This is a genomic window from Pseudomonas sp. MWU16-30316 (assembly GCF_020515645.1).
Classification (GTDB): Bacteria; Pseudomonadota; Gammaproteobacteria; order Pseudomonadales; family Pseudomonadaceae; genus Aquipseudomonas; species Aquipseudomonas cerasi.
Genome location: NZ_JAIZAZ010000010.1, coordinates 1 through 25,709, shown reverse-complemented (window position 1 = coordinate 25,709; position 25,709 = coordinate 1). Strand labels below are relative to the sequence as shown.

The 25,709-nt window shown below is 59.2% G+C and carries 23 protein-coding genes; 16 read left to right on the top strand and 7 right to left on the bottom strand.

The window, feature by feature from the left end:
- The first annotated feature begins 487 nt into the window (after positions 1-487).
- The 14 genes from aceA (at position 488) to nuoN (ending at position 17,228) form a co-directional block, all read left to right on the top strand.
- Positions 488-1,813 carry an isocitrate lyase gene (aceA, locus tag LCH65_RS24070; protein ID WP_058396340.1) on the top strand — a complete coding sequence of 442 codons (1,326 nt, stop codon included), beginning with the start codon at positions 488-490 and terminating at the stop codon, positions 1,811-1,813.
- Positions 1,814-2,276: 463 nt separating this feature from the next.
- Positions 2,277-2,690: an NADH-quinone oxidoreductase subunit A gene (locus tag LCH65_RS24065; RefSeq protein WP_002554011.1), complete on the top strand. Its 414-nt coding sequence runs from the start codon at positions 2,277-2,279 to the stop codon at positions 2,688-2,690.
- Positions 2,691-2,700: 10 nt separating this feature from the next.
- Positions 2,701-3,375 (top strand): NADH-quinone oxidoreductase subunit B, encoded by a 675-nt coding sequence (locus tag LCH65_RS24060; protein WP_002554012.1) that lies wholly within the window; start codon positions 2,701-2,703, stop codon positions 3,373-3,375.
- Positions 3,376-3,449: 74 nt separating this feature from the next.
- Positions 3,450-5,231 carry an NADH-quinone oxidoreductase subunit C/D gene (gene nuoC, locus LCH65_RS24055; RefSeq protein ID WP_002554013.1) on the top strand — a complete coding sequence of 594 codons (1,782 nt, stop codon included), beginning with the start codon at positions 3,450-3,452 and terminating at the stop codon, positions 5,229-5,231.
- A gap of 2 nt (positions 5,232-5,233) precedes the next feature.
- Positions 5,234-5,731 (top strand): NADH-quinone oxidoreductase subunit NuoE, encoded by a 498-nt coding sequence (gene nuoE / locus LCH65_RS24050; protein WP_003371730.1) that lies wholly within the window; start codon positions 5,234-5,236, stop codon positions 5,729-5,731.
- Positions 5,728-7,086, top strand: a complete 1,359-nt coding sequence (gene nuoF, locus LCH65_RS24045) for an NADH-quinone oxidoreductase subunit NuoF (protein ID WP_003405108.1) — start codon at positions 5,728-5,730, stop codon at positions 7,084-7,086. Before nuoE ends, nuoF begins: the two co-directional genes overlap by 4 nt.
- A 136-nt stretch (positions 7,087-7,222) precedes the next feature.
- A complete protein-coding gene (gene nuoG / locus LCH65_RS24040) occupies positions 7,223-9,940 on the top strand; it encodes an NADH-quinone oxidoreductase subunit NuoG (protein WP_044308829.1) in 2,718 nt (905 codons plus the stop codon).
- Positions 9,937-10,944 carry an NADH-quinone oxidoreductase subunit NuoH gene (nuoH, locus tag LCH65_RS24035; protein ID WP_003371726.1) on the top strand — a complete coding sequence of 336 codons (1,008 nt, stop codon included), beginning with the start codon at positions 9,937-9,939 and terminating at the stop codon, positions 10,942-10,944. The genes nuoG and nuoH overlap by 4 nt, the downstream gene beginning before the upstream one ends.
- Positions 10,945-10,955: 11 nt before the next feature.
- A complete protein-coding gene (gene nuoI, locus LCH65_RS24030) occupies positions 10,956-11,504 on the top strand; it encodes an NADH-quinone oxidoreductase subunit NuoI (protein ID WP_002554018.1) in 549 nt (182 codons plus the stop codon).
- Positions 11,505-11,514: 10 nt separating this feature from the next.
- A complete protein-coding gene (nuoJ, locus tag LCH65_RS24025) occupies positions 11,515-12,024 on the top strand; it encodes an NADH-quinone oxidoreductase subunit J (protein ID WP_003317979.1) in 510 nt (169 codons plus the stop codon).
- Positions 12,021-12,329: an NADH-quinone oxidoreductase subunit NuoK gene (nuoK, locus tag LCH65_RS24020; protein ID WP_003317980.1), complete on the top strand. Its 309-nt coding sequence runs from the start codon at positions 12,021-12,023 to the stop codon at positions 12,327-12,329. The genes nuoJ and nuoK overlap by 4 nt, the downstream gene beginning before the upstream one ends.
- Positions 12,326-14,179, top strand: a complete 1,854-nt coding sequence (gene nuoL, locus LCH65_RS24015; protein WP_024663375.1) for an NADH-quinone oxidoreductase subunit L — start codon at positions 12,326-12,328, stop codon at positions 14,177-14,179. The genes nuoK and nuoL overlap by 4 nt, the downstream gene beginning before the upstream one ends.
- 39 nt (positions 14,180-14,218) lie before the next feature.
- Positions 14,219-15,751 carry an NADH-quinone oxidoreductase subunit M gene (gene nuoM, locus LCH65_RS24010; RefSeq protein ID WP_002554022.1) on the top strand — a complete coding sequence of 511 codons (1,533 nt, stop codon included), beginning with the start codon at positions 14,219-14,221 and terminating at the stop codon, positions 15,749-15,751.
- A 7-nt stretch (positions 15,752-15,758) separates the two neighbouring features.
- Positions 15,759-17,228, top strand: a complete 1,470-nt coding sequence (nuoN, locus tag LCH65_RS24005) for an NADH-quinone oxidoreductase subunit NuoN (protein ID WP_054081090.1) — start codon at positions 15,759-15,761, stop codon at positions 17,226-17,228.
- Positions 17,229-17,296: 68 nt separating this feature from the next.
- Here the strand turns inward: nuoN and LCH65_RS24000 are convergent, their stop codons facing one another.
- Positions 17,297-18,253, bottom strand: a complete 957-nt coding sequence (locus LCH65_RS24000) for an AraC family transcriptional regulator (RefSeq protein WP_058396342.1) — start codon at positions 18,251-18,253, stop codon at positions 17,297-17,299.
- Positions 18,254-18,373: 120 nt separating this feature from the next.
- On the opposite strand from LCH65_RS24000, the gene LCH65_RS23995 reads away from it, so the two are divergent.
- The gene (locus LCH65_RS23995; RefSeq protein WP_074805955.1) at positions 18,374-19,297 is read left to right on the top strand and encodes an alpha/beta hydrolase; all 924 of its coding nucleotides are present in this window, start codon (positions 18,374-18,376) and stop codon (positions 19,295-19,297) included.
- 94 nt (positions 19,298-19,391) lie between these two features.
- On the opposite strand, the gene LCH65_RS23990 is transcribed toward LCH65_RS23995, so the two are convergent.
- The 6 genes from LCH65_RS23990 to LCH65_RS23965 form a co-directional block, all read right to left on the bottom strand.
- Positions 19,392-20,462: an AI-2E family transporter gene (locus tag LCH65_RS23990; RefSeq protein ID WP_054081093.1), complete on the bottom strand. Its 1,071-nt coding sequence runs from the start codon at positions 20,460-20,462 to the stop codon at positions 19,392-19,394.
- A gap of 149 nt (positions 20,463-20,611) precedes the next feature.
- Positions 20,612-22,291: a methyl-accepting chemotaxis protein gene (locus LCH65_RS23985; RefSeq protein WP_096105228.1), complete on the bottom strand. Its 1,680-nt coding sequence runs from the start codon at positions 22,289-22,291 to the stop codon at positions 20,612-20,614.
- Positions 22,292-22,416: 125 nt separating this feature from the next.
- Positions 22,417-23,736 carry a sensor histidine kinase gene (locus LCH65_RS23980; protein WP_054081095.1) on the bottom strand — a complete coding sequence of 440 codons (1,320 nt, stop codon included), beginning with the start codon at positions 23,734-23,736 and terminating at the stop codon, positions 22,417-22,419.
- Entirely contained in the window at positions 23,733-24,401 is a 669-nt protein-coding gene (locus LCH65_RS23975; protein WP_003349419.1) for a response regulator transcription factor, read from the bottom strand. Before LCH65_RS23975 ends, LCH65_RS23980 begins: the two co-directional genes overlap by 4 nt.
- On the bottom strand, positions 24,401-24,709 hold the full coding sequence (locus LCH65_RS23970; protein WP_003317989.1) for a PepSY domain-containing protein: 309 nt from the start codon (positions 24,707-24,709) through the stop codon (positions 24,401-24,403). The genes LCH65_RS23975 and LCH65_RS23970 overlap by 1 nt, the downstream gene beginning before the upstream one ends.
- Positions 24,709-25,017: a PepSY domain-containing protein gene (locus LCH65_RS23965; protein WP_096107834.1), complete on the bottom strand. Its 309-nt coding sequence runs from the start codon at positions 25,015-25,017 to the stop codon at positions 24,709-24,711. The genes LCH65_RS23970 and LCH65_RS23965 overlap by 1 nt, the downstream gene beginning before the upstream one ends.
- A gap of 200 nt (positions 25,018-25,217) precedes the next feature.
- Here LCH65_RS23965 and queD point away from each other — a divergent pair, with 200 nt between their 5' ends.
- Positions 25,218-25,574 carry a 6-carboxytetrahydropterin synthase QueD gene (gene queD, locus LCH65_RS23960; protein WP_003317991.1) on the top strand — a complete coding sequence of 119 codons (357 nt, stop codon included), beginning with the start codon at positions 25,218-25,220 and terminating at the stop codon, positions 25,572-25,574.
- Positions 25,575-25,709: the final 135 nt, after the last annotated feature.

The window sequence follows — 25,709 nt, the reverse complement described above, 5'->3', positions numbered from 1 at the left end:
TGACTGTCCGGTCTACTTTTCACAAATATGTAGTGATTTAAAAAAAGCACTACAAAACGTTTGACGCCCCCTGAAGTGCGAGGCATGATTGCCTCGCTCCCGCTAATCAGAGGCTTTGCAAAAAGCCTTCGAGTCGCCGCTCTCACACACCCGCAGAGCCGATTCGTGTCCGCATCGCCCACAAGGCAGTTTGACGAGGTTGCGACTGGAACGAAGTTGTCCCGAGGGACGGAAGCGTAAACGGTAACCCGGCAAGGCCGACGGTGATGCACAATGCCACTGCAGGCCCGACTGTCCATCTGACAGCCTCATGTCCGGACACCCGCTCTTCCCTCAAGCACCTCGTTCGCCCGTCGCGCCACTCATAACATGCGGCTTCAGGCAAAACCCCTGATCAGCGAGCAGCCATCTACCGTGCCTTCGATAAACGAGGCGTTTTGGCGGAGCAGGACTTTCCAACGAGACCTACTTCTAGAGGTTTATCACCATGGCACTGACACGCGAACAACAAATAGCGGCTCTCGAGAAAGACTGGGCTGAAAATCCGCGCTGGAAAAACGTGACCCGTACTTATTCCGCTGCAGATGTGGTCCGCCTGCGCGGCTCGGTTCAACCCGAACACACCTTTGCACGGCTGGGCGCGGACAAGCTGTGGAACCTGGTGACCCAGGGTGCCAAACCGTCCTTTCGGCCGGACAAGGATTTCGTCAATTGCATGGGCGCCCTCACCGGTGGCCAGGCTGTGCAGCAGGTCAAGGCTGGCATTCAGGCCATCTACCTTTCCGGCTGGCAGGTCGCCGCCGACAACAACTCTGCCGAGTCCATGTACCCGGATCAGTCGCTGTACCCGGTTGACTCGGTGCCTACCGTGGTCAAGCGCATCAACAACTCGTTCCGCCGTGCCGACCAGATCCAGTGGAAAGCCGGCAAGGCGCCGGGCGACGAAGGCTACATCGACTACTTCGCTCCGATCGTGGCAGACGCGGAAGCCGGATTCGGCGGTGTACTCAATGCCTATGAGCTGATGAAAAACATGATCGAGGCCGGTGCCGCCGGGGTGCACTTCGAAGATCAACTGGCTTCAGTGAAGAAATGTGGCCACATGGGCGGCAAAGTGCTGGTCCCGACTCAGGAAGCCATACAGAAACTGGTCGCTGCACGCCTGGCCGCCGACGTGGCCGGTGTACCGACCATCATTCTGGCCCGGACTGATGCCAACGCTGCCGACCTGCTGACTTCCGATTGCGACCCCTATGACAAGCCGTTCGTGACCGGCGAACGGACTCATGAGGGGTTCTACAAGGTTCGCGCCGGCCTCGATCAGGCCATCGCACGCGGTCTGGCGTACGCGCCTTATGCCGATCTGATCTGGTGCGAAACCGCCAGGCCGGATCTGGACGAGGCACGCCGCTTCGCCGAAGCGATCAAAAAGGAATACCCGGATCAGTTGCTGTCCTACAACTGCTCGCCGTCCTTCAACTGGAAGAAAAACCTCGACGACGCAACCATTGCCAAATTTCAGCGCGAGCTGTCGGCGATGGGGTACAAGCACCAGTTCATTACCCTGGCAGGCATTCACAACATGTGGCACAGCATGTTCAATCTGGCGCATGACTACGCCCGCAACGACATGACCGCCTACGTGAAGCTGCAGGAACAGGAATTCGCCGACGCTGCCAAGGGTTATACCTTCGTGGCTCACCAGCAGGAAGTGGGTACCGGCTATTTCGACGACATGACGACCGTGATTCAGGGCGGCGTATCGTCGGTAACCGCACTCACCGGGTCGACCGAAGAAGAGCAATTCCACTGATACACCGCGCAACGCGTTGAAAACACAGGCCGTCCGTCAGGGCGGTCTGTCTTTTGTGTCAGAAGGTGCCGGTATTGATTTCGGACAATATGCAGTTGCCGGGCGAATGCTACAAAAGGCGTACTTTATAATCAGTACCGTTACCCACTATGCGCCGACTACCGAACGCTGAACTATCAAGACCACTTCAAATGATATTAATTATCATTCAAATTGCGTTTTCCTGCTTTTCTCGGTCAAGAAACATAATTAACGAAATCCCCGCTGATGCCCGCCCGGCAGGCCCTGCAGCCTCCCTGAAAGGCCTTGGGCAATTAATTCCGTAAATAAATTTGATGTAGAAAATTTACTTGCCAACTGTTTGCACATAAAATCAATCCGTTGACCGCACTGCGACATTTCGTCACTGCCTCGACTCTTTATCAAGCACAGAGACCTTTGCTCTCTAACAAGGACTGACAGCATGCCCGAATCGACAGGTCTGATTGCCCATAACTGGGGCTTCGCCATTTTCCTTTTGGGTGTTGTCGGCCTTTGCGCCTTCATGCTCGGTCTCTCCAGCCTGCTCGGAAGCAAGGCCTGGGGCCGCAGCAAGAACGAACCTTTCGAATCCGGCATGCTGCCTACCGGCAGTGCGCGCCTGCGTCTCTCCGCAAAATTCTATCTGGTCGCGATGCTTTTCGTGATCTTTGACATTGAAGCCCTCTTTCTCTTTGCCTGGTCTGTGTCCGTCCGCGAAAGCGGCTGGACCGGATTCGTCGAAGCTCTCGTTTTCATAGCAATTCTGTTGGCAGGTCTTGTCTACCTATGGCGGGTTGGTGCTCTTGACTGGGCTCCTGAAGGTCGCCGTAATCGGCAAGCGAAGCTGAAACAATGAGGCTTTGGCGATGCAATATAATCTCACCAGGATCGACCCGGACGCTCCTAACGAGCAGTACCCCATCGGCAAACGGGAAACCGTTTCCGATCCGTTAGAAGATCAAGTCCACAAAAACATCTACATGGGCAAGCTGGAAGACGTGCTGAACGGTGCGGTCAACTGGGGACGTAAAAACTCCCTGTGGCCCTACAACTTCGGCCTGTCGTGCTGCTATGTGGAAATGACCACCGCCTTCACGGCACCCCACGACATCGCGCGCTTTGGCGCTGAAGTGATCCGGGCGTCGCCACGACAGGCGGATTTCATGGTCATTGCCGGTACCTGCTTCATCAAGATGGCGCCGATCATCCAGCGTCTCTACGAGCAAATGCTCGAACCCAAGTGGGTCATTTCCATGGGTTCGTGTGCCAACTCCGGTGGCATGTACGACATCTACTCAGTGGTCCAGGGGGTGGACAAATTCCTTCCCGTGGATGTCTACGTGCCCGGCTGCCCGCCCCGCCCCGAAGCGTTTCTGCAAGGCTTGATGCTGTTGCAGGAATCCATCGGCAAGGAGCGTCGCCCTCTTTCCTGGGTCGTTGGCGATCAAGGCGTGTATCGCGCCGAGATGCCATCGCAAAAGGAACAGCGCCGCGAACAGCGTATTCAGGTGACCAACCTGCGCAGCCCCGACGAAGTCTGATCCAGCCCGTTCTTCTTATAAAAAAGACAAGAACCGGGGTTGATTCTGTACGTTGACCGAAGTGATTGAGACCTATGACTGCAGACAACGCTCTGTACATCCCGCCTTACAAGGCTGACGACCAAGATGTCGTCGTTGAACTGAACAACCGTTTTGGTGCCGAGGCTTTCACTGCCCAGCCGACTCGCACCGGCATGCCCGTGCTGTGGGTCGAGCGCGCCCGACTGTTTGAAATTCTGACGTTCCTGCGCAACGTGCCCAAGCCCTACTCCATGCTCTATGACCTGCATGGCGTGGACGAGCGTCTGCGTACAAACCGTCGTGGTCTGCCCGGTGCAGACTTCACCGTGTTCTATCACCTGCTGTCGATCGAGCGAAACAGCGACGTGATGATCAAGGTAGCGCTTTCCGAAAGCGACCTGAGCGTACCGACGATTACCAGCATCTGGCCGAACGCCAACTGGTACGAGCGTGAAGTGTGGGACATGTTCGGCATCGACTTCCCAGGCCACCCGCACCTGAGCCGCATCATGATGCCGCCGACCTGGGAAGGTCATCCGCTGCGCAAGGACTTCCCTGCCCGTGCAACGGAATTCGACCCGTACAGCCTGACCCTCGCCAAACAGCAACTGGAAGAGGAAGCCGCACGCTTCCGTCCGGAAGACTGGGGCATGAAACGCTCTGGCGCCAACGAGGACTACATGTTCCTCAACCTGGGGCCGAACCACCCTTCTGCTCACGGCGCGTTCCGTATCATTCTGCAACTGGACGGCGAAGAGATCGTCGACTGCGTTCCGGACATCGGCTACCACCACCGTGGTGCCGAGAAAATGGCCGAACGCCAGTCCTGGCACAGCTTCATTCCCTACACTGACCGTATCGATTACCTGGGCGGGGTGATGAACAACCTGCCTTATGTGCTCTCGGTCGAGAAACTGGCAGGCATCAAGGTGCCGGAAAAAGTCGACGTCATCCGCATCATGATGGCCGAGTTCTTCCGTATCACCAGTCACCTGCTGTTCCTGGGTACCTACATTCAGGACGTAGGCGCCATGACACCGGTGTTTTTCACGTTCACCGACCGCCAGAAAGCCTACACCGTGATCGAAGCGATTACCGGCTTCCGTCTGCACCCTGCCTGGTACCGCATCGGTGGGGTCGCTCACGACCTGCCGCGTGGCTGGGAAAAACTGGTCAAGGACTTCGTCGACTGGCTGCCCAAGCGCCTGGACGAATACACCAAGGCTGCCCTGCAGAACAGCATTCTCAAGGGTCGTACCGTCGGCGTCGCCGCCTACAACACCAAGGAAGCCCTCGAATGGGGCGTCACCGGTGCAGGCCTGCGCTCCACCGGTTGCGATTTCGACCTGCGCAAGGCGCGCCCTTACTCGGGCTACGAGAACTTCGAATTCGAAGTGCCGCTGGCCGCCAATGGCGATGCCTATGACCGCTGCATGGTCCGCGTCGAAGAGATGCGCCAGAGCATCAAGATCATCGACCAGTGCATGCGCAACATGCCGGAAGGCCCGTACAAGGCGGATCACCCGCTGACCACGCCGCCGCCGAAAGAGCGCACCCTGCAGCACATCGAAACCCTGATCACGCACTTCCTGCAGGTTTCGTGGGGCCCGGTCATGCCGGCCAACGAGTCCTTCCAGATGATCGAAGCGACCAAGGGTATCAACAGCTATTACCTGACGAGCGACGGCGGCACCATGAGCTACCGTACCCGGATCCGCACCCCGAGTTACCCGCACCTGCAGCAGATCCCTTCGGTGATCAAAGGCAGCATGGTCGCGGACTTGATCGCGTACCTGGGTAGTATCGATTTCGTTATGGCCGACGTGGACCGCTAAGCATGAATAGCCCGCTAATCCAGACAGACCGTTTCGCGCTGAGCGAAACCGAGCGCTCGGCCATCGAGCATGAGATGCATCACTACGAGGACCCGCGCGCGGCGTCCATCGAAGCCCTGAAAATTGTTCAGAAGGAACGTGGCTGGGTGCCCGACGGCGCGATTTACGCGATCGGCGACCTGCTGGGCATTCCCGCCAGCGACGTCGAAGGCGTTGCCACCTTCTACAGCCAGATCTTTCGCCAGCCGGTCGGGCGTCACATCATTCGCGTCTGCAACAGCATGGTGTGCTTCATCGGCGGCCACGAAAACGTGGTCGACGAGATCAAGAACTCACTGGGCATCGGCCTGGGTCAGACCACCGCCGACGGTCGTTTCACACTGCTGCCGGTCTGCTGCCTCGGCAACTGTGACAAGGCGCCGGCCGTGATGGTCGACGACGACACTTTCGGCGATGTACAGCCTGCTGGCGTTGCCAAGATGCTGGAGGGTTACCTATGACCATCACTTCCTTCGGCCCTGCCAACCGCATTGCGCGCACGGCAGAAACCCATCCGCTGACCTGGCGTCTGCGCGACGACGGCGAACCGGTCTGGCTCGACGAGTACCAGACCAAGGACGGCTATGCCGCAGCGCGCAAGGCGCTGACGCAACAGGCGCCTGACGATATCGTCCAGTCGGTCAAGGATTCCGGCCTCAAGGGCCGCGGTGGCGCAGGCTTCCCCACCGGTGTGAAATGGGGCCTGATGCCCAAAGACGAATCCATGAACATCCGCTACCTGCTGTGCAACGCGGACGAGATGGAGCCCAACACCTGGAAAGACCGCATGCTGATGGAGCAACTGCCCCATCTGCTGGTCGAGGGCATGCTGATCAGTGCCCGCGCGCTGAAAGCCTATCGCGGCTATATCTTCCTGCGCGGCGAATACGTCACTGCGGCCAAGCACCTCAATCGCGCAGTGGCGGAAGCCAAGGCCGCCGGTTTGCTGGGCAAGAACATTCTCGGCACCGGGTTCGACTTCGAACTGTTCGTGCACACCGGTGCCGGTCGCTACATTTGCGGTGAAGAAACCGCACTGATCAACTCGCTGGAAGGCCGCCGCGCCAACCCGCGCTCCAAGCCGCCCTTCCCCGCTGCAGTAGGCGTGTGGGGCAAGCCGACCTGTGTGAACAACGTCGAGACCCTGTGCAATGTGCCTGCCATCGTCAACAACGGCAACGACTGGTACAAGTCGCTGGCTCGCGAAGGCAGTGAAGACCACGGCACCAAGCTGATGGGCTTCTCCGGCAAGGTCAAAAACCCCGGTTTGTGGGAGCTGCCTTTCGGCGTACAGGCTCGCGAACTGTTCGAAGACTACGCCGGCGGCATGCGCGATGGCTTCAAGCTCAAGTGCTGGCAACCCGGAGGCGCCGGTACGGGGTTCCTGCTGCCTGAGCATCTGGACGCCCAGATGTATGCAGGCGGTATCGCCAAGGTCGGCACCCGGATGGGTACGGGTCTGGCGATGGCGGTCGACGATTCGGTCAACATGGTCTCGCTGCTGCGCAACATGGAAGAGTTTTTCGCTCAGGAGTCCTGTGGCTTCTGCACGCCATGCCGCGACGGTTTGCCATGGAGCGTGAAAATGCTTCGCGCCATCGAGAACGGTCAGGGTCAGCCGGGTGATATCGAAACCCTGCTGGGTCTGGTCAATTTCCTCGGCCCTGGCAAGACCTTCTGTGCCCATGCACCGGGCGCCGTTGAACCCTTGGGCAGTGCGATCAAGTATTTCCGCTCAGAGTTCGAAGCCGGTATCGCGCCAGCCAGCGCAGCCACGCTCGTTCCGGGCAAAAGTCCGACAGTGGTCGGCGCATAACAAGACACAACGGTCGGCGGCTGTTCGGGCTGCCGTCCTCGTACCTGCTGACGTCCTCCGGGCTGAACGATACGGGTACTACCGAGATTCCATTAGCCACGCCCGCTGACAACGGGCCAACGAAGACCTTTGAACCATGGCTACTATTCACGTAGACGGCAAAGCGCTCGAAGTCGATGGTGCAGACAACCTGTTACAGGCATGTCTGTCGCTGGGCCTCGATATCCCTTATTTCTGCTGGCACCCTGCCCTTGGCAGCGTTGGCGCCTGTCGCCAGTGTGCGGTCAAGCAGTACACCGACGAGAACGACACACGCGGTCGTATCGTCATGTCCTGCATGACGCCAGCCACCGACAACACCTGGATTTCCATCGAAGACGATGAGTCCAAGGCCTTCCGGGCCAGTGTCGTCGAATGGCTGATGACCAACCACCCGCATGACTGCCCGGTCTGCGAGGAAGGCGGTCACTGCCACCTGCAGGACATGACCGTGATGACCGGCCACAACGAGCGCCGTTATCGCTTCACCAAACGTACCCACCAGAATCAGGAGCTGGGGCCTTTCATCGCGCACGAGATGAACCGCTGCATCGCCTGTTATCGCTGTGTACGCTTTTATAAAGACTACGCGGGCGGCACCGACCTGGGCGTCTACGGTGCCCATGACAACGTGTACTTCGGTCGCGTTGAAGACGGCACGCTGGAAAGCGAGTTCTCCGGCAACCTAACCGAGGTCTGCCCGACCGGTGTGTTCACGGACAAGACCCACTCCGAGCGCTACAACCGCAAATGGGACATGCAGTTCTCACCAAGCATCTGCCACGGTTGCTCCAGCGGCTGCAACATCAGCCCGGGTGAACGCTACGGTGAATTGCGCCGCATCGAAAACCGTTACAACGGCTCGGTCAACCAGTACTTCCTCTGCGACCGCGGACGTTTCGGCTACGGCTACGTCAATCGCAAGGATCGCCCGCGCCAACCATTGCTTGTCGACGGCCAGGTCAAACTGAGCCTGGACGAGGCGCTGGACAAGGCGGCGGACCTGCTGCGCGGCCGTAACATCGTCGGTATCGGCTCTCCTCGCGCCAGCCTCGAAAGCAACTATGCGCTGCGTGAGCTGGTGGGGGCCGAGCATTTCTACAGCGGTATCGAAGCCGGTGAGCTGGAGCGTATCAGACTCATCCTCAAGGTCCTGAACGACAGCCCGCTGCCGATCCCGACCCTGCGCGACATCGAAGATCACGATGCCATCTTCGTCCTCGGCGAAGACCTGACCCAAACGGCGGCACGTATGGCTCTGGGCTTGCGCCAAGCCGTCAAAGGCAAGGCTGAAGACATGGCTGCGGCGATGAAAGTCCAGCCGTGGCTCGACGCGGCCGTGAAGAACATCGGTCAGCACGAGCTCAATCCGCTGTTCATCGCCAGCCTCGCCGAAACCCGTCTCGACGATGTTGCAGAAGAATGCGTGCATGCAGCGCCCGATGATCTGGCGCGTATCGGTTTTGCCGTGGCTCATGCCCTGGACGCCAGCGCACCTGCCGTCGATGGTCTGGACAGCGAGGCGCTGGAACTGGCGCAACGCATTGCCGATGCGCTGCTGGCTGCCAAACGACCGCTGATCATTTCCGGCAGTTCGCTGGGTTCGACAGCGCTGATCGAAGCTGCTGCCAACATCGCCAAGGCCTTGAAGCTGCGCGACAAGCAGGGTTCCATCAGCCTGATCGTGCCTGAAGCCAACAGCATGGGCCTGGCGATGTTCGGCGGCGAGTCCGTAGATGCCGCGCTGCAAGCGGTGATCTCCGGCAAGGCCGACGCCATCGTGGTGCTGGAAAACGATTTGTATCGTCGTGTGGACGCCAAGATCGTCGACGCCGCACTGAGCGCTGCGAAGGTCGTGATCGTCGCTGACCATCAGAAAACCCCGACCAGCGACCGCGCCCACCTGGTCCTGCCAGCTGCCAGCTTCGCTGAAGGCGACGGTACACTGGTCAGCCAGGAAGGCCGTGCCCAGCGCTTCTTTCAGGTCTTCGATCCGACCTATCTGGATGCCAGCATCCTGGTCCATGAAGGTTGGCGCTGGTTGCATGCCCTGCGTGCTACTTTGCTGAACAAGCCGGTTGACTGGACGCAACTCGACCACGTCACCGAAGCCTGCGCCAGCAGCACGCCGCAACTGGCGGGTATCGTCAACGCGGCGCCGTCTGCGTCGTTCCGCATCAAGGGCCTGAAACTGGCTCGCGAACCGCTGCGTTATAGCGGCCGTACCGCGATGCGAGCCAACATCAGCGTGCATGAGCCGCGCACCTCGCAAGACATCGACACAGCGTTCTCCTTCTCCATGGAAGGCTACTCGGGCTCGGCCGAGCCTCGTCAGCAGGTGCCATTCGCCTGGTCGCCGGGCTGGAACTCGCCGCAGGCCTGGAACAAGTTTCAGGACGAAGTCGGCGGTCACTTGCGCGCCGGCGACCCGGGCACTCGCCTGATCGAAAGCCAGGGCGATGGTCTGTCCTGGTTCTCCAGCGTGCCACGTGCGTTCTCTCCAGAGCGCGGCACCTGGCAGGTCGTGCCGTTCTTCCACCTGTTTGGCAGCGACGAAACCTCGTCTCTGGCCGCGCCGGTTCAGGAACGCATCCCGCAGGCCTATGTCGCAGTGGCCAAGTCCGAAGCCGATCGTCTCGGCGTTAACGACGGTGCCCTGCTCTCCTTGAGCATCGGCGGTGAAACGCTGACCTTGCCGTTGCGCATCAGCGAAGAACTGGGCGCGGGCCTTGTGGCATTGCCGGCAGGACTGCCTGGCATTCCGCCAGCACTCTTCGGCAAATCCGTTGACGGTCTGCAGGAGGCAGCGCAATGACCTGGTTTACCCCTGATGTGATCGACGCAATCATTGCAGTGGTCAAGGCCATCGTGGTGTTGCTGGCGGTCGTGGTTTGTGGTGCCCTGCTGAGCTTCATCGAACGTCGTCTGCTGGGCTGGTGGCAGGACCGTTATGGTCCGAACCGTGTGGGTCCGTTCGGCATGTTCCAGATCGCAGCCGACATGCTGAAGATGTTCTTCAAGGAAGACTGGACCCCACCGTTCGCCGACAAGGTGATCTTCACCCTGGCGCCGGTGGTTGCCATGAGTGCCCTGCTGATCGCCTTTGCGGTCATCCCGATCACCCCGACCTGGGGCGTCGCGGATCTGAACATCGGTCTGTTGTTCTTCTTCGCCATGGCCGGTCTGTCCGTGTATGCGGTGCTGTTCGCCGGCTGGTCGAGCAACAACAAGTTCGCCCTGCTGGGCAGCCTGCGTGCTTCGGCACAAACCGTGTCCTACGAAGTGTTCATGGGCCTTGCGCTGATGGGCATCGTGGTTCAGGTCGGCTCGTTCAACATGCGCGACATCGTTGAATATCAGGCGCAGAACCTGTGGTTCATCATTCCGCAGTTCTTCGGCTTCTGTACGTTCTTCATCGCTGGCGTCGCGGTCACTCACCGCCACCCGTTCGACCAACCGGAAGCCGAGCAGGAACTGGCTGACGGCTACCACATTGAATATGCCGGCATGAAATGGGGCATGTTCTTCGTGGGCGAATACATCGGGATCATCTTGATCTCGGCGCTGCTGGTGACGCTGTTCTTCGGTGGCTGGCACGGCCCGTTCGACATTCTGCCATCGCTGGCATTCTTCTGGTTCGCCTTGAAAACCGCGTTTTTCATCATGCTGTTCATCCTGCTGCGCGCCTCCATCCCGCGCCCGCGTTATGACCAGGTCATGGATTTCAGCTGGAAGTTCTGTTTGCCGCTGACCCTGATCAATTTGCTGGTGACTGCTGCGATTGTGTTGTTGAACACACCGGCAGGCTCGGTTCAGTGAGGATTTGACCCATGTTCAAATATATTGGTGACATCGTTAAGGGTACGGGTACTCAGTTGCGCAGCCTGGTCATGGTCTTCGGCCACGGCTTTCGCAAGCGCGACACCCTGCAATACCCCGAAGAGCAGGTTTATCTTCCGCCCCGCTATCGCGGCCGCATCGTCCTGACCCGCGACCCCGATGGTGAAGAGCGCTGCGTGGCATGCAACCTGTGTGCAGTAGCCTGCCCCGTCGGCTGCATTTCGCTGCAGAAGGCCGAAACAGAGGACGGACGCTGGTACCCCGACTTCTTCCGCATCAACTTTTCGCGCTGCATCTTCTGCGGCCTGTGCGAAGAAGCCTGCCCGACAACCGCGATCCAGCTCACGCCGGACTTCGAGATGGCCGACTTCAAGCGTCAGGACCTTGTGTACGAGAAGGAAGACCTGCTGATCTCCGGACCCGGCAAGAACCCTGACTACAACTTCTATCGCGTTGCCGGTATGGCCATCGGCGGCAAGCCCAAGGGCTCCGCACAGAACGAAGCCGAGCCGATCAACGTCAAGAGCTTGCTGCCTTAAGGAAGTAAAGATGGAATTCGCTTTCTACTTCGCATCCGGTATCGCTGTTGTGTCCACCCTGCGGGTGATCACCAACACGAATCCGGTGCACGCCCTGCTCTACCTGATCATCTCGCTGATCGCCGTAGCAATGACGTTCTTCAGCCTCGGCGCTCCGTTCGCCGGCGTGCTGGAAGTCATTGCCTACGCGGGCGCAATCATGGTCCTGTTCGTGTTTGTGGTGATGATGCTGAACCTCGGCCCGGCCTCGGTTCAGCAGGAACGTGCCTGGCTCAAACCCGGCATATGGATCGGCCCGGTCATTCTCGGCGCGCTGTTGCTGGCCGAGTTGCTGTATGTGCTGTTCGCCAACCCGACCGGCGCTGGTGTCGGTCACACCACGGTCGACGCCAAGGCAGTCGGCATCAGCCTGTTCGGGCCCTATCTGCTGGTGGTGGAACTCGCCTCGATGCTGTTGCTTGCAGCAGCCATCACGGCCTTCCATCTGGGCCGCAACGAGGCCAAGGAGCCAAGCCAATGAATGCTATCCCTCTTGAGCACGGTCTGGCGGTCGCCGGGGTCCTGTTCTGCCTGGGTCTGGTCGGCCTGATGGTGCGCCGTAACATTCTCTTCGTGTTGATGAGCCTGGAAATCATGATGAACGCCGCTGCACTGGCGTTCGTTGTGGCCGGCAGCCGTTGGGGGCAACCGGACGGGCAGGTGATGTTCATCCTGGTGATCAGCCTTGCGGCAGCCGAGGCCAGTATCGGCCTGGCGATCCTGATGCAACTGTATCGCCGCTTCCACACTCTCGATATCGATGCTGCCAGCGAGATGCGCGGATGAACCTTCTCTTTCTGACTTTCGTATTCCCCCTCATCGGCTTTCTGCTGCTGTCGTTCTCCCGTGGACGCATCTCGGAAAACCTCGCTGCGCTGATCGGTGTCGGCTCCATCGGCCTTTCAGCCATCGTCACGGCCTGGGTCATCTGGCAGTTCAACGTGGCACCACCTGAAGGCGGTCACTACACGCAGGTGCTGTGGCGCTGGATGGACGTCGATGGCTTCCAGCCCAACTTCGCGCTGTATCTGGACGGGCTGTCCGTCACGATGCTGGGCGTCGTGGTTGGTGTCGGCTTCCTGATCCACCTGTTCGCGTCCTGGTACATGCGCGGTGAAGCGGGCTACTCGCGCTTCTTCTCCTACACCAACCTGTTCATTGCCAGCATGCTGTTCCTGATCCTGGGCGACAACCTGCTGTTCATCTACTTCGGTTGGGAAGGCGTGGGCCTGTGCAGCTATCTGTTGATCGGTTTCTATTACAGCAACCGCAACAACGGCAACGCAGCCCTCAAAGCGTTCATCGTCACCCGTATCGGTGACGTGTTCATGGCTATCGGCTTGTTCATCCTGTTCCAGCAATTGGGCACGCTCAATGTGCAGGAACTGCTGGTCCGGGCGCCGGAACACTTCAAGGTCGGCGATTTCTGGATCGTGCTGGCGACCTTGATGCTGTTGGGCGGTGCGGTCGGTAAATCTGCACAGCTGCCACTGCAAACCTGGCTGGCGGATGCGATGGCCGGTCCTACTCCTGTTTCGGCGCTGATCCACGCAGCGACCATGGTCACGGCGGGCGTCTACCTGATTGCGCGTACTCATGGCCTGTTCGCACTGGCACCTGACATCCTGCATCTGGTCGGCATTGTCGGCGGCGTCACGCTGGTTCTGGCGGGGTTCGCCGCACTGGTGCAGACCGACATCAAGCGTATCCTCGCCTACTCGACCATGAGCCAGATCGGTTACATGTTCCTGGCACTGGGCGTTGGCGCCTGGGAAGGCGCGATCTTCCACCTGATGACCCACGCCTTCTTCAAGGCGCTGCTGTTCCTTGCTTCCGGTGCGGTGATCGTTGCCTGCCACCACGAGCAGAACATCTTCAAGATGGGCGGCCTGTGGAAGAAACTGCCATTGGCCTACGCCAGCTTCATCGTCGGTGGCGCTGCTCTTTCCGCCTTGCCGCTGCTGACGGCGGGCTTCTACTCCAAGGACGAAATTCTCTGGGAAGCATTTGCCAGCGGTAACAACGGCTTGCTGTATGCCGGTCTGGTGGGCGCGTTCATGACGTCGCTGTACACCTTCCGTCTGATCTTCATCGCGTTCCACGGTGAAGCCAAGACCGAAGCACACGCAGGTCACGGTATCGCTCACTGGCTGCCACTGTCGGTGCTGATCGTACTGTCGACGTTCATCGGCGCGTGGATCACTCCGCCCCTGGCCGGTGTGCTGCCGCAGAGCGTCGGCCATGCCGGTGGCGAAGCCAAGCACAGCCTGGAGATCGCCTCCGGCGCCATCGCGCTGGCCGGTATCCTGCTGGCAGCATTGCTGTTCCTCGGCAAGCGCCGCCTGGCGACGGCTATCGCCAACAGCGCTCCGGGCCGTTTCCTCTCGGCCTGGTGGTTCGCGGCATGGGGCTTCGACTGGATCTACGACAAGCTGTTCGTCAAGCCGTATCTGGCAATCAGTCATGTACTGCGTAGTGATCCGTTCGACCGCACCATCGGCTTGATCCCACGTCTGGTCAAAGGCGGTCATGACACCATGAGCCGCACCGAGACCGGCCAGTTGCGTTGGTATGCTGCCTCGATCGCCGTGGGTGCCGTTCTGGTACTCGGTGCCGTCGTTCTGGTTGCGATCTGATATGAACCTTGCGAATTTGCGAAAGGAATTGAGCCCGTCATGATTCTGCCCTGGCTAATCCTGATCCCCTTCATCGGCGGCCTGCTGTGCTGGCTGGGTGAGCGCTTCGGCTCTACCCTGCCGCGCTGGATTGCGTTGCTGACAATGACCCTGGAACTGGTTCTCGGCCTCTGGCTGTGGGCTACCGGCAACTTCGGCTACGCGCCGGTGCCGGGTGCCGATCCGACCTGGACCCTGGAATTCCACCACCCGTGGATCACCCGCTTCGGCATCGACGTGCATCTGGCACTCGATGGCCTGTCGCTGCTGATGATCCTGCTGACCGGCCTTCTGGGTGTGCTGTCGGTGCTGTGCTCGTGGAAGGAAATCCAGCGCAAGGTCGGTTTCTTCCACCTTAACCTGATGTGGATCCTGGGCGGTGTCGTGGGCGTGTTCCTGGCCATCGACCTGTTCATGTTCTTCTTCTTCTGGGAAATGATGCTGGTGCCGATGTATTTCCTCATCGCGCTCTGGGGTCACAGTTCTTCGGATGGGAAGAAAACCCGTATCTACGCAGCCACCAAGTTCTTCATCTTCACTCAGGCCAGCGGCCTGATCATGCTGGTGGCGATCCTGGGTCTGGTGCTGGTGCACTTCAATCAGACCGGCGTGATCACCTTTGCCTACGCCGACCTGCTGAAGACCAAACTGGCACCGGGCACCGAGTACATCCTGATGCTGGGCTTCTTCATTGCCTTCGCCGTCAAGCTGCCGGTGGTGCCGTTGCACTCCTGGCTGCCGGATGCGCATGCCCAGGCACCGACTGCAGGCTCCGTTGACCTGGCGGGTATCCTGCTGAAGACGGCGGCTTACGGTCTGCTGCGCTTTGCCCTGCCACTGTTCCCCAACGCATCGGCCGAGTTCGCACCGATTGCCATGACGCTGGGGCTGGTCGGTATCTTCTACGGCGCATTCCTGGCATTTGCCCAGACTGACATCAAGCGCCTGATCGCGTTCTCCAGCGTTTCGCACATGGGCTTCGTACTGATCGGTATCTACTCGGGCAGCCAGCAGGCGCTGCAAGGCGTACTGATCCAGATGATCGCCCACGGTCTGTCGGCTGCGGCACTGTTCATTCTCAGTGGTCAGCTGTACGAGCGCCTGCACACCCGCGACATGCGTGAGATGGGCGGCCTGTGGTCACGCATCGCTTACATCCCGGCCATCAGCCTGTTCTTTGCCGCCGCCTCTCTGGGTCTGCCGGGCACTGGCAACTTCGTCGGCGAGTTCCTGATTCTGCTGGGCAGCTTCGCCAGCTCACCATGGATCACGGCGATCGCCACCTCCGGTCTGGTATTTGGTTCTGTCTACTCGCTGATCATGATCCACCGCGCCTACTTCGGCCCGTCGAAGTCCGACGAGGTTCTGAAGGGCATGGACGGACGGGAAATGATCATGGTGCTGGGCCTTGCCGTGTTGCTGGTCGTGCTCGGGGTGTTCCCGCAGCCGTTCCTCGACACTTCGGCAGCGACCATGCACGGCGTGCAGCAATGGCTAGGCACTGCCTTCACTCAACTCGCTTCGGCCCGGTAAGAGCGCTATGGACCTGACGATTCAACACTTTATTGCGCTTGCGCCACTGCTGATCACCAGCCTCACCATTGTCGTGGTGATGCTGGCGATCGCATGGCGCCGCAATCACTCGCAAACGTTCCTGCTTTCGGTAGCAGGCCTCAACCTGGCCCTGCTGTCGATCTATCCAGCACTGAAAGTTGCCCCTCTGGTCGTGACGCCACTGCTGCATATCGACAACTTTGCCTGCCTGTACATGGCGATCATCCTCGCCTCTACCCTCGCTTGCGTGACCATGGCGCACGCCTATCTGGGTGACGGCAAGGCCGGGTATCCGGGCAATCGCGAAGAGCTTTACCTGCTGATCCTGCTGGCAGCGGCCGGTGGGCTGGTGCTGGTCAGTGCTCAGCATCTGGCGGGCCTGTTCATCGGCCTGGAACTGCTGTCGGTGCCGGTCTACGGGCTGGTGGCTTATGCCTTCTTCAACAAGCGCTCGCTGGAAGGCGGCATCAAGTACATGGTCCTGTCGGCCGCAGGGTCCGCGTTCCTGCTCTTCGGTATGGCGCTGCTGTACGCAGAGGCAGGTTCGCTGAGCTTCGACGGTATCGGCAAGGCCATCACAGCGACCGGTATGCCGAGCCCGATTGCCAGCCTGGGTCTGGGTATGATGGTCGTCGGCCTGGCCTTCAAGTTGTCACTGGTACCTTTCCACCTGTGGACCCCGGACGTTTACGAAGGCGCCCCTGCGCCGGTCGCGGCCTTCCTGGCAACCGCCAGCAAGGTGGCGGTATTTGCGGTACTGGTGCGTCTGTTCCAGATTTCACCGGCAGCCAGCAGCGGTGTCCTGCATGACGTACTGGCAGTCATCGCCGTAGCGTCGATCCTGGTCGGCAACCTGCTTGCGCTGACTCAGACCAACCTCAAGCGTCTGCTGGGCTACTCCTCCATCGCTCACTTCGGTTACCTGATGATTGCGCTGGTGGCCAGCAAAGGCATGGCGGTCGAGGCGATTGGTGTCTATCTGGCAACTTACGTCCTGACCTCGCTGGGCAGCTTCGGCGTGATCACCATGATGTCTTCGCCTTACAGCGGACGTGATGCCGACGCGATGTTCGAATACCGCGGTCTGTTCTGGCGTCGCCCTTACCTGACGGCAGTCATGACCCTGATGATGCTGTCGCTGGCAGGTATCCCGCTTACCGCTGGTTTCATCGGCAAGTTCTATATCATCGCCACCGGTGTCGAATCGCAGCTGTGGTGGCTGATCGGGGCGTTGGTCATCGGTAGCGCCATCGGCGTGTTCTATTACCTGCGTGTGATGGTCACCATGTATCTGGTCGACAACAAGCTTCCTCGCCACGACGCAGCCATCAACTGGGCTCAGCGCACAGGTGGTGTGATGCTGCTGGCCGTTGCGATCCTGACCTTCGTGCTGGGTGTTTACCCGCAACCGCTGCTCGATCTGGTGGTCAATGCCGGTCTGCACGTAGCAGGCTGATCCTGCGCAAACGCAAAGCCCTGCTCTTGAGCAGGGCTTTTTTTTGTCTCCGAAAACGGTTGGAACGGCTACCCGGCAACGCTTTTCGCGGAACGAACAGCGCCTGGGGATAGGCCCACCGTTCTTTTGAATGCACGGCTGAAGGCGGCCAATGAACCGTAACCCAGTTGACTGGCAACAGCCTCCAGAGAACAGTGTTCACGGCTCAGGCTGTGAAACGCCAAGCGCATTCTCAGCTCCGTCAGGTACTGCAATGGCGGCATACCCGTTGCCTCAAGAAAGCGCTGTGCGAACACAGAGCGGGAATGCCTGGCCTCATGGGCAAGCGTGGCCACCGTCCAGCGTCTGCCTGGACGCTGGTGCATCATGACGATGGCGCGACTCAGCCGAGGGTCTTGCAAAGCACCGAGCCAGCCTGTGGCATTCCCACAGCCACCCGCGACCCAGCCACGCACCAGCAGCGCGGCCACGACTTCAGCAAGACGTGCCAGAATGCCTGCGTGCCCGGCCTGTAGCATCAAGGCTTCACGCTCCATTGCCGCGAGCATGGGCCGCAGTTCGGGGCACGTTTCCAGCAGAGTACTGACCTGCATGACATCCGGCATGGCGGCAACAAGCGGCTGCATGCCGCCCAGTTCCAACTCCATACAACAGCTGAAGATAATCGCCCGATCAACCGCTCCGCCCTCCTCGGCATCAGACCGATCGTGAACGCCATCGCTGATGCCGGTAGACGGGTCAAACAGCTGTACATCGCTTGCAGCCGTGTCTTCGGCCGTCAACACAGCGTGGTGCCCACCGCGCGGAATAAGAACCGCGTCGCCGGTATCGAGCCTGTACAGAACGCTCTCAGCGCTGCGTAGCCAGACCGGCCCACGCCCGACGAAATGAAACTGCGCTCGTCCGATTGCGTTAGTGAAGCCAACACCCAGAGGCGGCACAACTTCCAGCCTGCGGAATTGAACGCCGAAAAGACGCATACCGAGCAGCAGCTCGCTGATGGGGTCATTTGACGGGGCTTGCATAGAGAGAGGCCACTTCGAGTTCAGGACGATCAATCAATTTATCAGGATTTTACGTCATAGACCGTCCTGCGTCATCGACCTACAGTGCGCCCATCACTTCTACCGCGTGGAAATAGCCTCATGAATCACATTCGCTTCGTTCACCTGCTGCGCAATACCTTGCTTGCTGCGCTGCTGACCGGACTATCATCACTGGCCCTGGCAGTAGACAAACACTACACCGTCACAGCCCCTGACGGCGTCAAACTCGCTGTGCAGGAATCAGGCGATCCGAACGGCCCGGCCCTGATTTTCATTCACGGTCTGCTGGGCAGTCGCCTCAATTGGGAAAAGCAGATCGCGAGTCCCCAACTGCAGCGCTACCGAATGATTACCTATGACCTGCGCGGTCACGGGCTTTCCGACAAGCCCGACAGTGTCGAGGCGTACCGTAACGGGCGTCGCTATGCGGACGACCTGGCAGCGGTACTTGAAGCCACCACAAGCAAGCGTCCGGTATTGGTCGGCTGGTCATTGGGCGGCGTGGTCATGTCCAACTACCTCGCCGCCTATGGTGACGCGAAGATCGGCGGCGTTGTGTATGTTGATGGTGTCATCGAGCTTAACGCGGCCCTGATTACAGCCCACCCTCATCTATATGCCGGCCTGAGTTCAGAGGACCTGAAGACCCACCTTGATGCAGTACGTACCTTTCTCGGACTGTGCTTCCACACACAACCGGACGCACCGACTTTCGAGCGGCTGGTGTCGAGTGCTGCGATGGCATCGTGGACGATGACCCGTGCTACGCCTGCAATGACTGTCGATGTGGCCGAAGGCCTGCCCAAGGCAAAGGTGCCGGTATTGATGCTGTATGGCGGCAAGGATGAACTGGTCAACCTTCAGCCCAGCATCGCACGCGCTCGGCAGCTCAATCCTCGAATTCAATCGAAGGTGTACGAAAACTCAGGCCACGCGCCATTTCTGGAAGAAGCATCGCGCTTCAATACCGATCTGGCCGCCTTCATGGACTCGGCTGCGATCGCGGCAAAAAGCTCAGAATGAGACCTGCTCTCATGAAAAAAACCGCGCATGCTCCCTGCCTGATAAATGGCAGGGAGCATGCGCGGGTCTGTGTCGACCACGCGACCTGCCAATGTCAGCCTGGCAGTCTCACGGGTTTCTTGGAGCCGGAGCCGCTGAACAATCCCCAACTGGAGATGAACAGCGCAGCCACCAGAGGTCCGATCACAAAGCCGTTCAGACCAAAGACCGACATGCCGCCAAGCGTGGAAATAAGGATAAGGTAGTCCGGCATTTTGGTGTCTTTACCCACCAGGATCGGGCGCAGTACGTTATCCACCAGACCGATCACGAAGACGCCAAACAAGCCCAGCACCACGCCTTGCCAGATCATGCCACTGAGCAGGAAGTAGATGGCCACTGGCGCCCAGACAATCCCGGCCCCTACCGCAGGCAACAGCGACAGGAACGCCATGATCACCGCCCACAGCAGCGCACTCGGGATGTCCAGCACCCAGAAGATGAAGCCACCCAGCGCACCTTGCGTCACCGCGACCACCACGTTGCCTTTGACCGTGGCACGTACCACTCGGGTGAACTTGAGCTGCAGACGACGCTTCTGCTGTTCGCCCAACGGGAAGGCCGTGCGGATCTTGCGCACCAGTTCCTGTCCGTCGCGCAGGAAAAAGTACAGCAGGTAGAGCATGATGAAGACGCTGACGACAAAGTCGAATGTGCCCTGCCCGAAGCTGAATGCCTGCGTCGCCAGGTACTGACTGCCCTGCATCGCACCCTTGGCGATCTTGTCGCGCAACCCTTCCAGGTCGCCCATGCCCAGACGATCAAGCAGCGCCTGAATGGAGTGCGGCAGCAGGTCCTTGAACTCGGCCAGATAGCCGGCAATATCCAGTTGCCCGGTCTCGACGTTCTTGTACAGCGTGGTGCCCTCCTGAACCAGCAAGGCGCTGATCACGATCACCGGCAGAATCGCGATGACCAGACAGATCGTCAGGGTGCACAGGGAGGTAAGATTGCGTGACCAGTTGAACTTGATCTGCAACTTGCGCTGCACAGGCGCGAAGATGATCCCGAGGATGACCGCCCAGAACACTGCGCCATAAAACGGCAGCAGAATCCATATGAAGGCAATGGTCACCAGTACCAGTAGCAGAATGAGGGTTTTGTATTGCAGCGTGGTTTCGTTCATGTCCTGTCCATGTCATTAGACCGCGCATCGCGCCCGGTCTAGAGCTTAGTCAGCACACGAGCGCACGAGTGCCATCTTCCATGACGGCAATATGACGGCGATGCCAGGTACAGGCTGTGTCAGGGGTTTACACCCCTGCCGGAGAGGTATCAGACCCTGAACTGACCGACCAGACCGTCCAGGCGTGCGCCGAGTTCGGCCAGGCTGCGTGATGTCTGGGCGCTTTGCCGGGTTTCATCGGCGACACTCTCGACTGCACCCGCGATCTGATGGACGCTGCGATTGATTTCCTCGGCAACCGCCGTCTGCTCTTCTGCGGCACTGGCGATCTGCGCGTTCATCGAATTGATGGTCGCGATCAGCTCGCCGATGCTCACCAGCGATGTACCGGCTTCGTTGGCCTGCGCCGAGGTGCCGTCGCCTGCTTCGCTGGAACGGCGCATGGCTGTCACCGCCTCCTGAGTGCCCTGCTGCAAGCGGTCGATCATGCCTTGGATCTCCTGCGTGCTCTGCTGTGTCCGGCTGGCCAGTGCCCGTACTTCGTCGGCGACCACGGCAAAACCGCGTCCTGCCTCCCCTGCCCTGGCGGCCTCGATGGCAGCATTGAGTGCCAGCAGGTTGGTCTGTTCGGCGATCGAGCGGATGACGCCCAGCACACTGACAATGGAAGAAACATCCTTCTGCAAGACGTCCAGTGAAGAGCCGCTTTTGCGGATGTCATCCACCAGCGCGTGAATCTGCCGAATGCTGCCATCCACCACGCGCTTGGCGGCTCGCCCTTGCTCGTCGGTCTGCTGAGCAGCAACGGACGCACCCTGCGCGCTCTTGGCAACCTCTTGAGCAGCAGCCGACATCTGATTGATTGCAGTAGCCACCTGATCGGTTTCGTGACGCTGACGGTCCATGGCCGTTTCCGAGCGCTGTGCCTGCGAGCTGACTTTGCCGACCAGGCCATTGAGCTGCCCGGTCATTTCACTGATTTGACGAACCATGCCATGAATCTTGTCGACAAACCTGTTGAACGAGCCTGCCAGATCACCGAGCTCGTCATTGCTGGTAATCACCAGCCGACGAGTCAGGTCGCCTTCACCTGCCGCGATGTCATCCAGACTGTTTTTCATCAGGCCGAGCGGGCGCAGCAAAGTGCCTGTCAGCACTATTCCGATGATGCCGATAATGACCAGGACCAGAACGGTAATGCCGAGAATGCTGTAGAGCATCTCCTTCAAGCGTGCCTCGACACCCTGCCTGACCACGGCAACCTGAGCATCGATGCCATCGATATTGACGGCAGAGCCGATGACCAGATCCCATTTCGGCAGATAATCCGTATAGCCGATCTTGGGGACCGGTTCAGTCTTGCCAGGCAGGGCCGACGAGTACATTACATAGTGGGTGCCCGCCTTGCCGACCGCCACCAACTCGCGATTGATATAGACGCCGTTCGCATCACGGGCATCAGCAAAACTTTTGCCCACACCGTCAGGGCTGTTGCTTCTGAAAATCCGGATCACCTGAGAGTCGTAGCCAAAGATGTAACCATCCTTGCCGTAACTGACCGAGGAAAGCAGCTTGATAGCGTTGGCACGCGCAGCGTCGTCGCCGGGCGCGGCGGCATCGTAAAGTGGTTTGATGGCGGTCATGGCGATAGCAACGTAGTTTTGCAACGTTGCCTTGGCCTCGTTGAGCAAGCGCTCTCGCGTATCGCTGACCTCTCGCTCGGCCTGCCGATGCAGCATGAATACGGTCGTAGCGCTGATCACCAGCGCAAACATCAGAACCGGCAGGACTGCCAGCGACAGAACCTTGGCTTTCAGACTGAGACGCATAGGATTTGCCTTATGGTTATTTTTATAAGTCAGAGGTGCCCAATCAGGTTATCGGCACTCTCCGATGGACATTAAGACCTGTCCTGCCTTTTGTATGAAGACGCTGAACGATACTGGCTGACGCCCTAGGGGGCAGTCCGCTCGGGCAGGTCGATGCGTACCCGAAGCCCACCTGCCGGGCTCTCCTGCAGTTGCAGTTGACCGCCCCATGCCTCGACGATATCGCGCACGATACCCAGCCCCAGCCCGTGGCCGGTAATCTGCTCGTCAAGACGAGCGCCACGGCTGAACACTTCTGCGCGTTGCGCCTCCGGAATACCGGGTCCATCGTCATCCACCAACAGGCAGAAGCCCTGATCCTGACTGATAATGTCCAGACGCACCTCGCTGTCGGCCCATTTGCAGGCATTGTCCAGCAGGTTGCCGAGCAGCTCGAGAATGTCCTCCCGATCCCACGGCAGGTACATGCCCGCCTCGACATCGTTGATCAATTGGAGATGAGCACCATGGATCATGCCCAGCGTGGAGAAAAGCCCGGGCAGTTCGGCGTCACAATCGAAGCGGGCTCCCGGTAGAGCGTCACCGGAGAGACGTGCGCGATTGAGCTCGCGCTCCAGACGCAGGCGGATATTTTCCAGCTGCTCCTGCAAGGTCCTGCGCAATCCAGGGTTGGCGTCCAATTGTCCGCTGAGGGCCAGGCTGAGCAAGACCGCGAGCGGTGTCTTCAAGGCATGTCCCAGATTACCCAGTGCGTTACGTGAGCGTTTCAGGCTGTCTTCGGTATGCGCAAGCAAGTGGTTGATCTGCGCCACCAGCGGCTCGAGTTCGAGGGGAACCTGGTTGTCCAGTTGTGAACGCTGGCCCTGCTGGAGCTGAAAAATCTGCTCGCGAACGGTTTCAAGCGGGCGAAGCGCTCTTCGCACGGTGATGCGTTGCAATACCAGCACCAGGATCAGCGCGGCCAGCCCAAGTCCCAGCCCGATCTGCTGCATGAGGCGAAAACTCGCCCTGACCGGTGTGTAATCCTGTGCGACGGTGATTGAAACCTCTTTGCCGAACTTGCGGTATTCGCTGGTCAGCATCAACAGCGATTGCCCGGTCTTGCCGAGCTCAAGATTGGCATGCAAACCTACCCCGGGCTGGGGCAACTCGAAATCCCACAGGGAACGGGAGCGCCAGTGCCCCTGCGGCAAGTCCATCCGGAAGTAATGGCCGGACAGTGGACGCTGGTAGGCACCGGACAGGCGATGGTCATCCAGTTGCAGCCCGGCAGGACCTCGCACCAGCGCTACCAGCAGGTTTTCACTCTCGTTGCGCAGACCTGACTCCAGGTAGCGCTGCAGGCCCACTTCGAACAGCCAGAGACTGGTCTGCGCCATCACCAGACCGACAACGACCATGACGGCGATCAGCCCCAGACTCAGACGTCGCTGTATGGATTTCAACCGCCGGCTCCGCCGTACAGATAGCCCTGACCGCGGCGTGTCTCGACGACTGCGCGGCCCAACTTGCGCCTCAGGTGATTGACATGGACTTCGATGACATTGGAATCACGCTCGTTTTCGCCATCGTACAAATGCTCTGACAGATGGCTTTTCGAGAGAATCTGTCCAGGGTGCAACATGAAATAACGCAGCAGACGAAACTCTGCCGAGGTGAGCTGGATATCCACGCCGTCCCGGCTGACGCATTGACGGCCTTCATCCAGATTAAGACCGGCGGATTCCAGCGTGGGCTGGTTGGCCAGCCCGTGCGAACGTCGCAGCAATGCCTGAATGCGCAGCTGCAGTTCTTCAGGATGAAAAGGCTTGGTCAGGTAATCATCGGCACCTGCCTTCAAGCCTTCTATGCGCTCTGACCAGGAGCCGCGCGCGGTCAGAATCAACACGGGGGTCGCCAGACCTTTGCTGCGCCACTGCTGGAGAACCTCAAGCCCTGGCATGCCAGGCAGCCCCAGATCCAGAACGATCAGGTCATACGGCTCGCTTGCGCCTTGATGAACCGCATCGCGCCCGTCGGCCAGCCAGTCGACCGCGTAGCCTTGACGCCCCAGCGCAGCGAGCAGCTCATCGGCAAGGGGAACATGGTCTTCAACCAGTAGCAGGCGCATCAGTCATCGTCCTCGTCTTTCAGCAATCGGCTATCACGCGCATCGAACTTGAGCTCGCGGACAACGCCCTCAGGGGTCAGCAATTCAAACTCATACACGTACACATTATTCTTTTCCTCTAGCTCGGCCTCGAGCAGACGAGAGCCCGGATGAAGGCCCATCGCGCGCTCGATGAACTGTTCGAGAGGCAGGATGACCCCGCGCTGACGCAAACTGAGCGCTTCATCCTGATTCAGATCTCTGGCATACACAAAAGAGCAGGTCAGGCTCAAACCAAGGATGACACAGAGACGCTTGTCGACATTCATTAGTTATCCTGATGATTCCTGTAGACCTGGCCCGTGGCGGCGTCTATTTCGAGGACCCACTCAATACCCTGTTTGTCACGCAGCTCGACATTGTAAACGTACCTGCCGTATATGTTCTTGAACTGCGTGCCGATAATACTGGCATCGGGGTGTTTGCTCAGCGCTTTGGCGTCTAGTTTCTCAGCCGAATGAAGCGTACCTGCATCACTGAGGCGCAGCACTTCCTGCGGGTCGACGCCGTACGCCTGAATGAAACAGGACGTCAAAACCAATGTGAGGGCCGCCAGCAGGGTAGTCAGCGTTTTCATAGAGGGTATCCATAACGATCGGTGCTTCTATGGCGCCCACCTTAACCGGTACAACTTAACTCAAACTGAATAGATCTGGCCGAGTGCCATCAAACACTCTGACAGGTTCACCCTTGCATGGAGTTTCAGGCCATTGCTGTTAAACTCGCAGATTGCATTTATCGCGTCAGCGATCGCCATTTTTCCGGGGCCAATACACAGTGGAAATCTTCAAAGAATTTACCTTCGAGTCAGCACACCGCCTCCCCCACGTTCCAGAGGGGCACAAGTGTGGACGTCTGCACGGCCATTCGTTTCGTGTCGGCATTCATCTGGCCGGAAAGGTTGACCCGCATACCGGCTGGATCCGGGACTTTTCGGAAATCAAGGCGATTTTCAAACCGCTGTATGAACGCCTTGATCATAACTACCTGAATGACATCCCGGGCCTGGAGAATCCAACCAGCGAAAACCTGGCGAAATGGATCTGGAATGAGTTGAAGCCTCTGCTGCCGGAACTGTCGGCCGTCCGTATTCACGAGACGTGCACCAGCGGATGTGAATACCGCGGGGATTGATTGCCCTGAAAATAAAAAACCACCTTGCCGGTGGTTTTTTTGTGCCTGTCGATCGGAAGTACATGTTGAATAACGTGCTCTCACGCTGGTTTTTACAGGCACCAGACAAACAAAAACCCTCAACGCGTAAGCGAA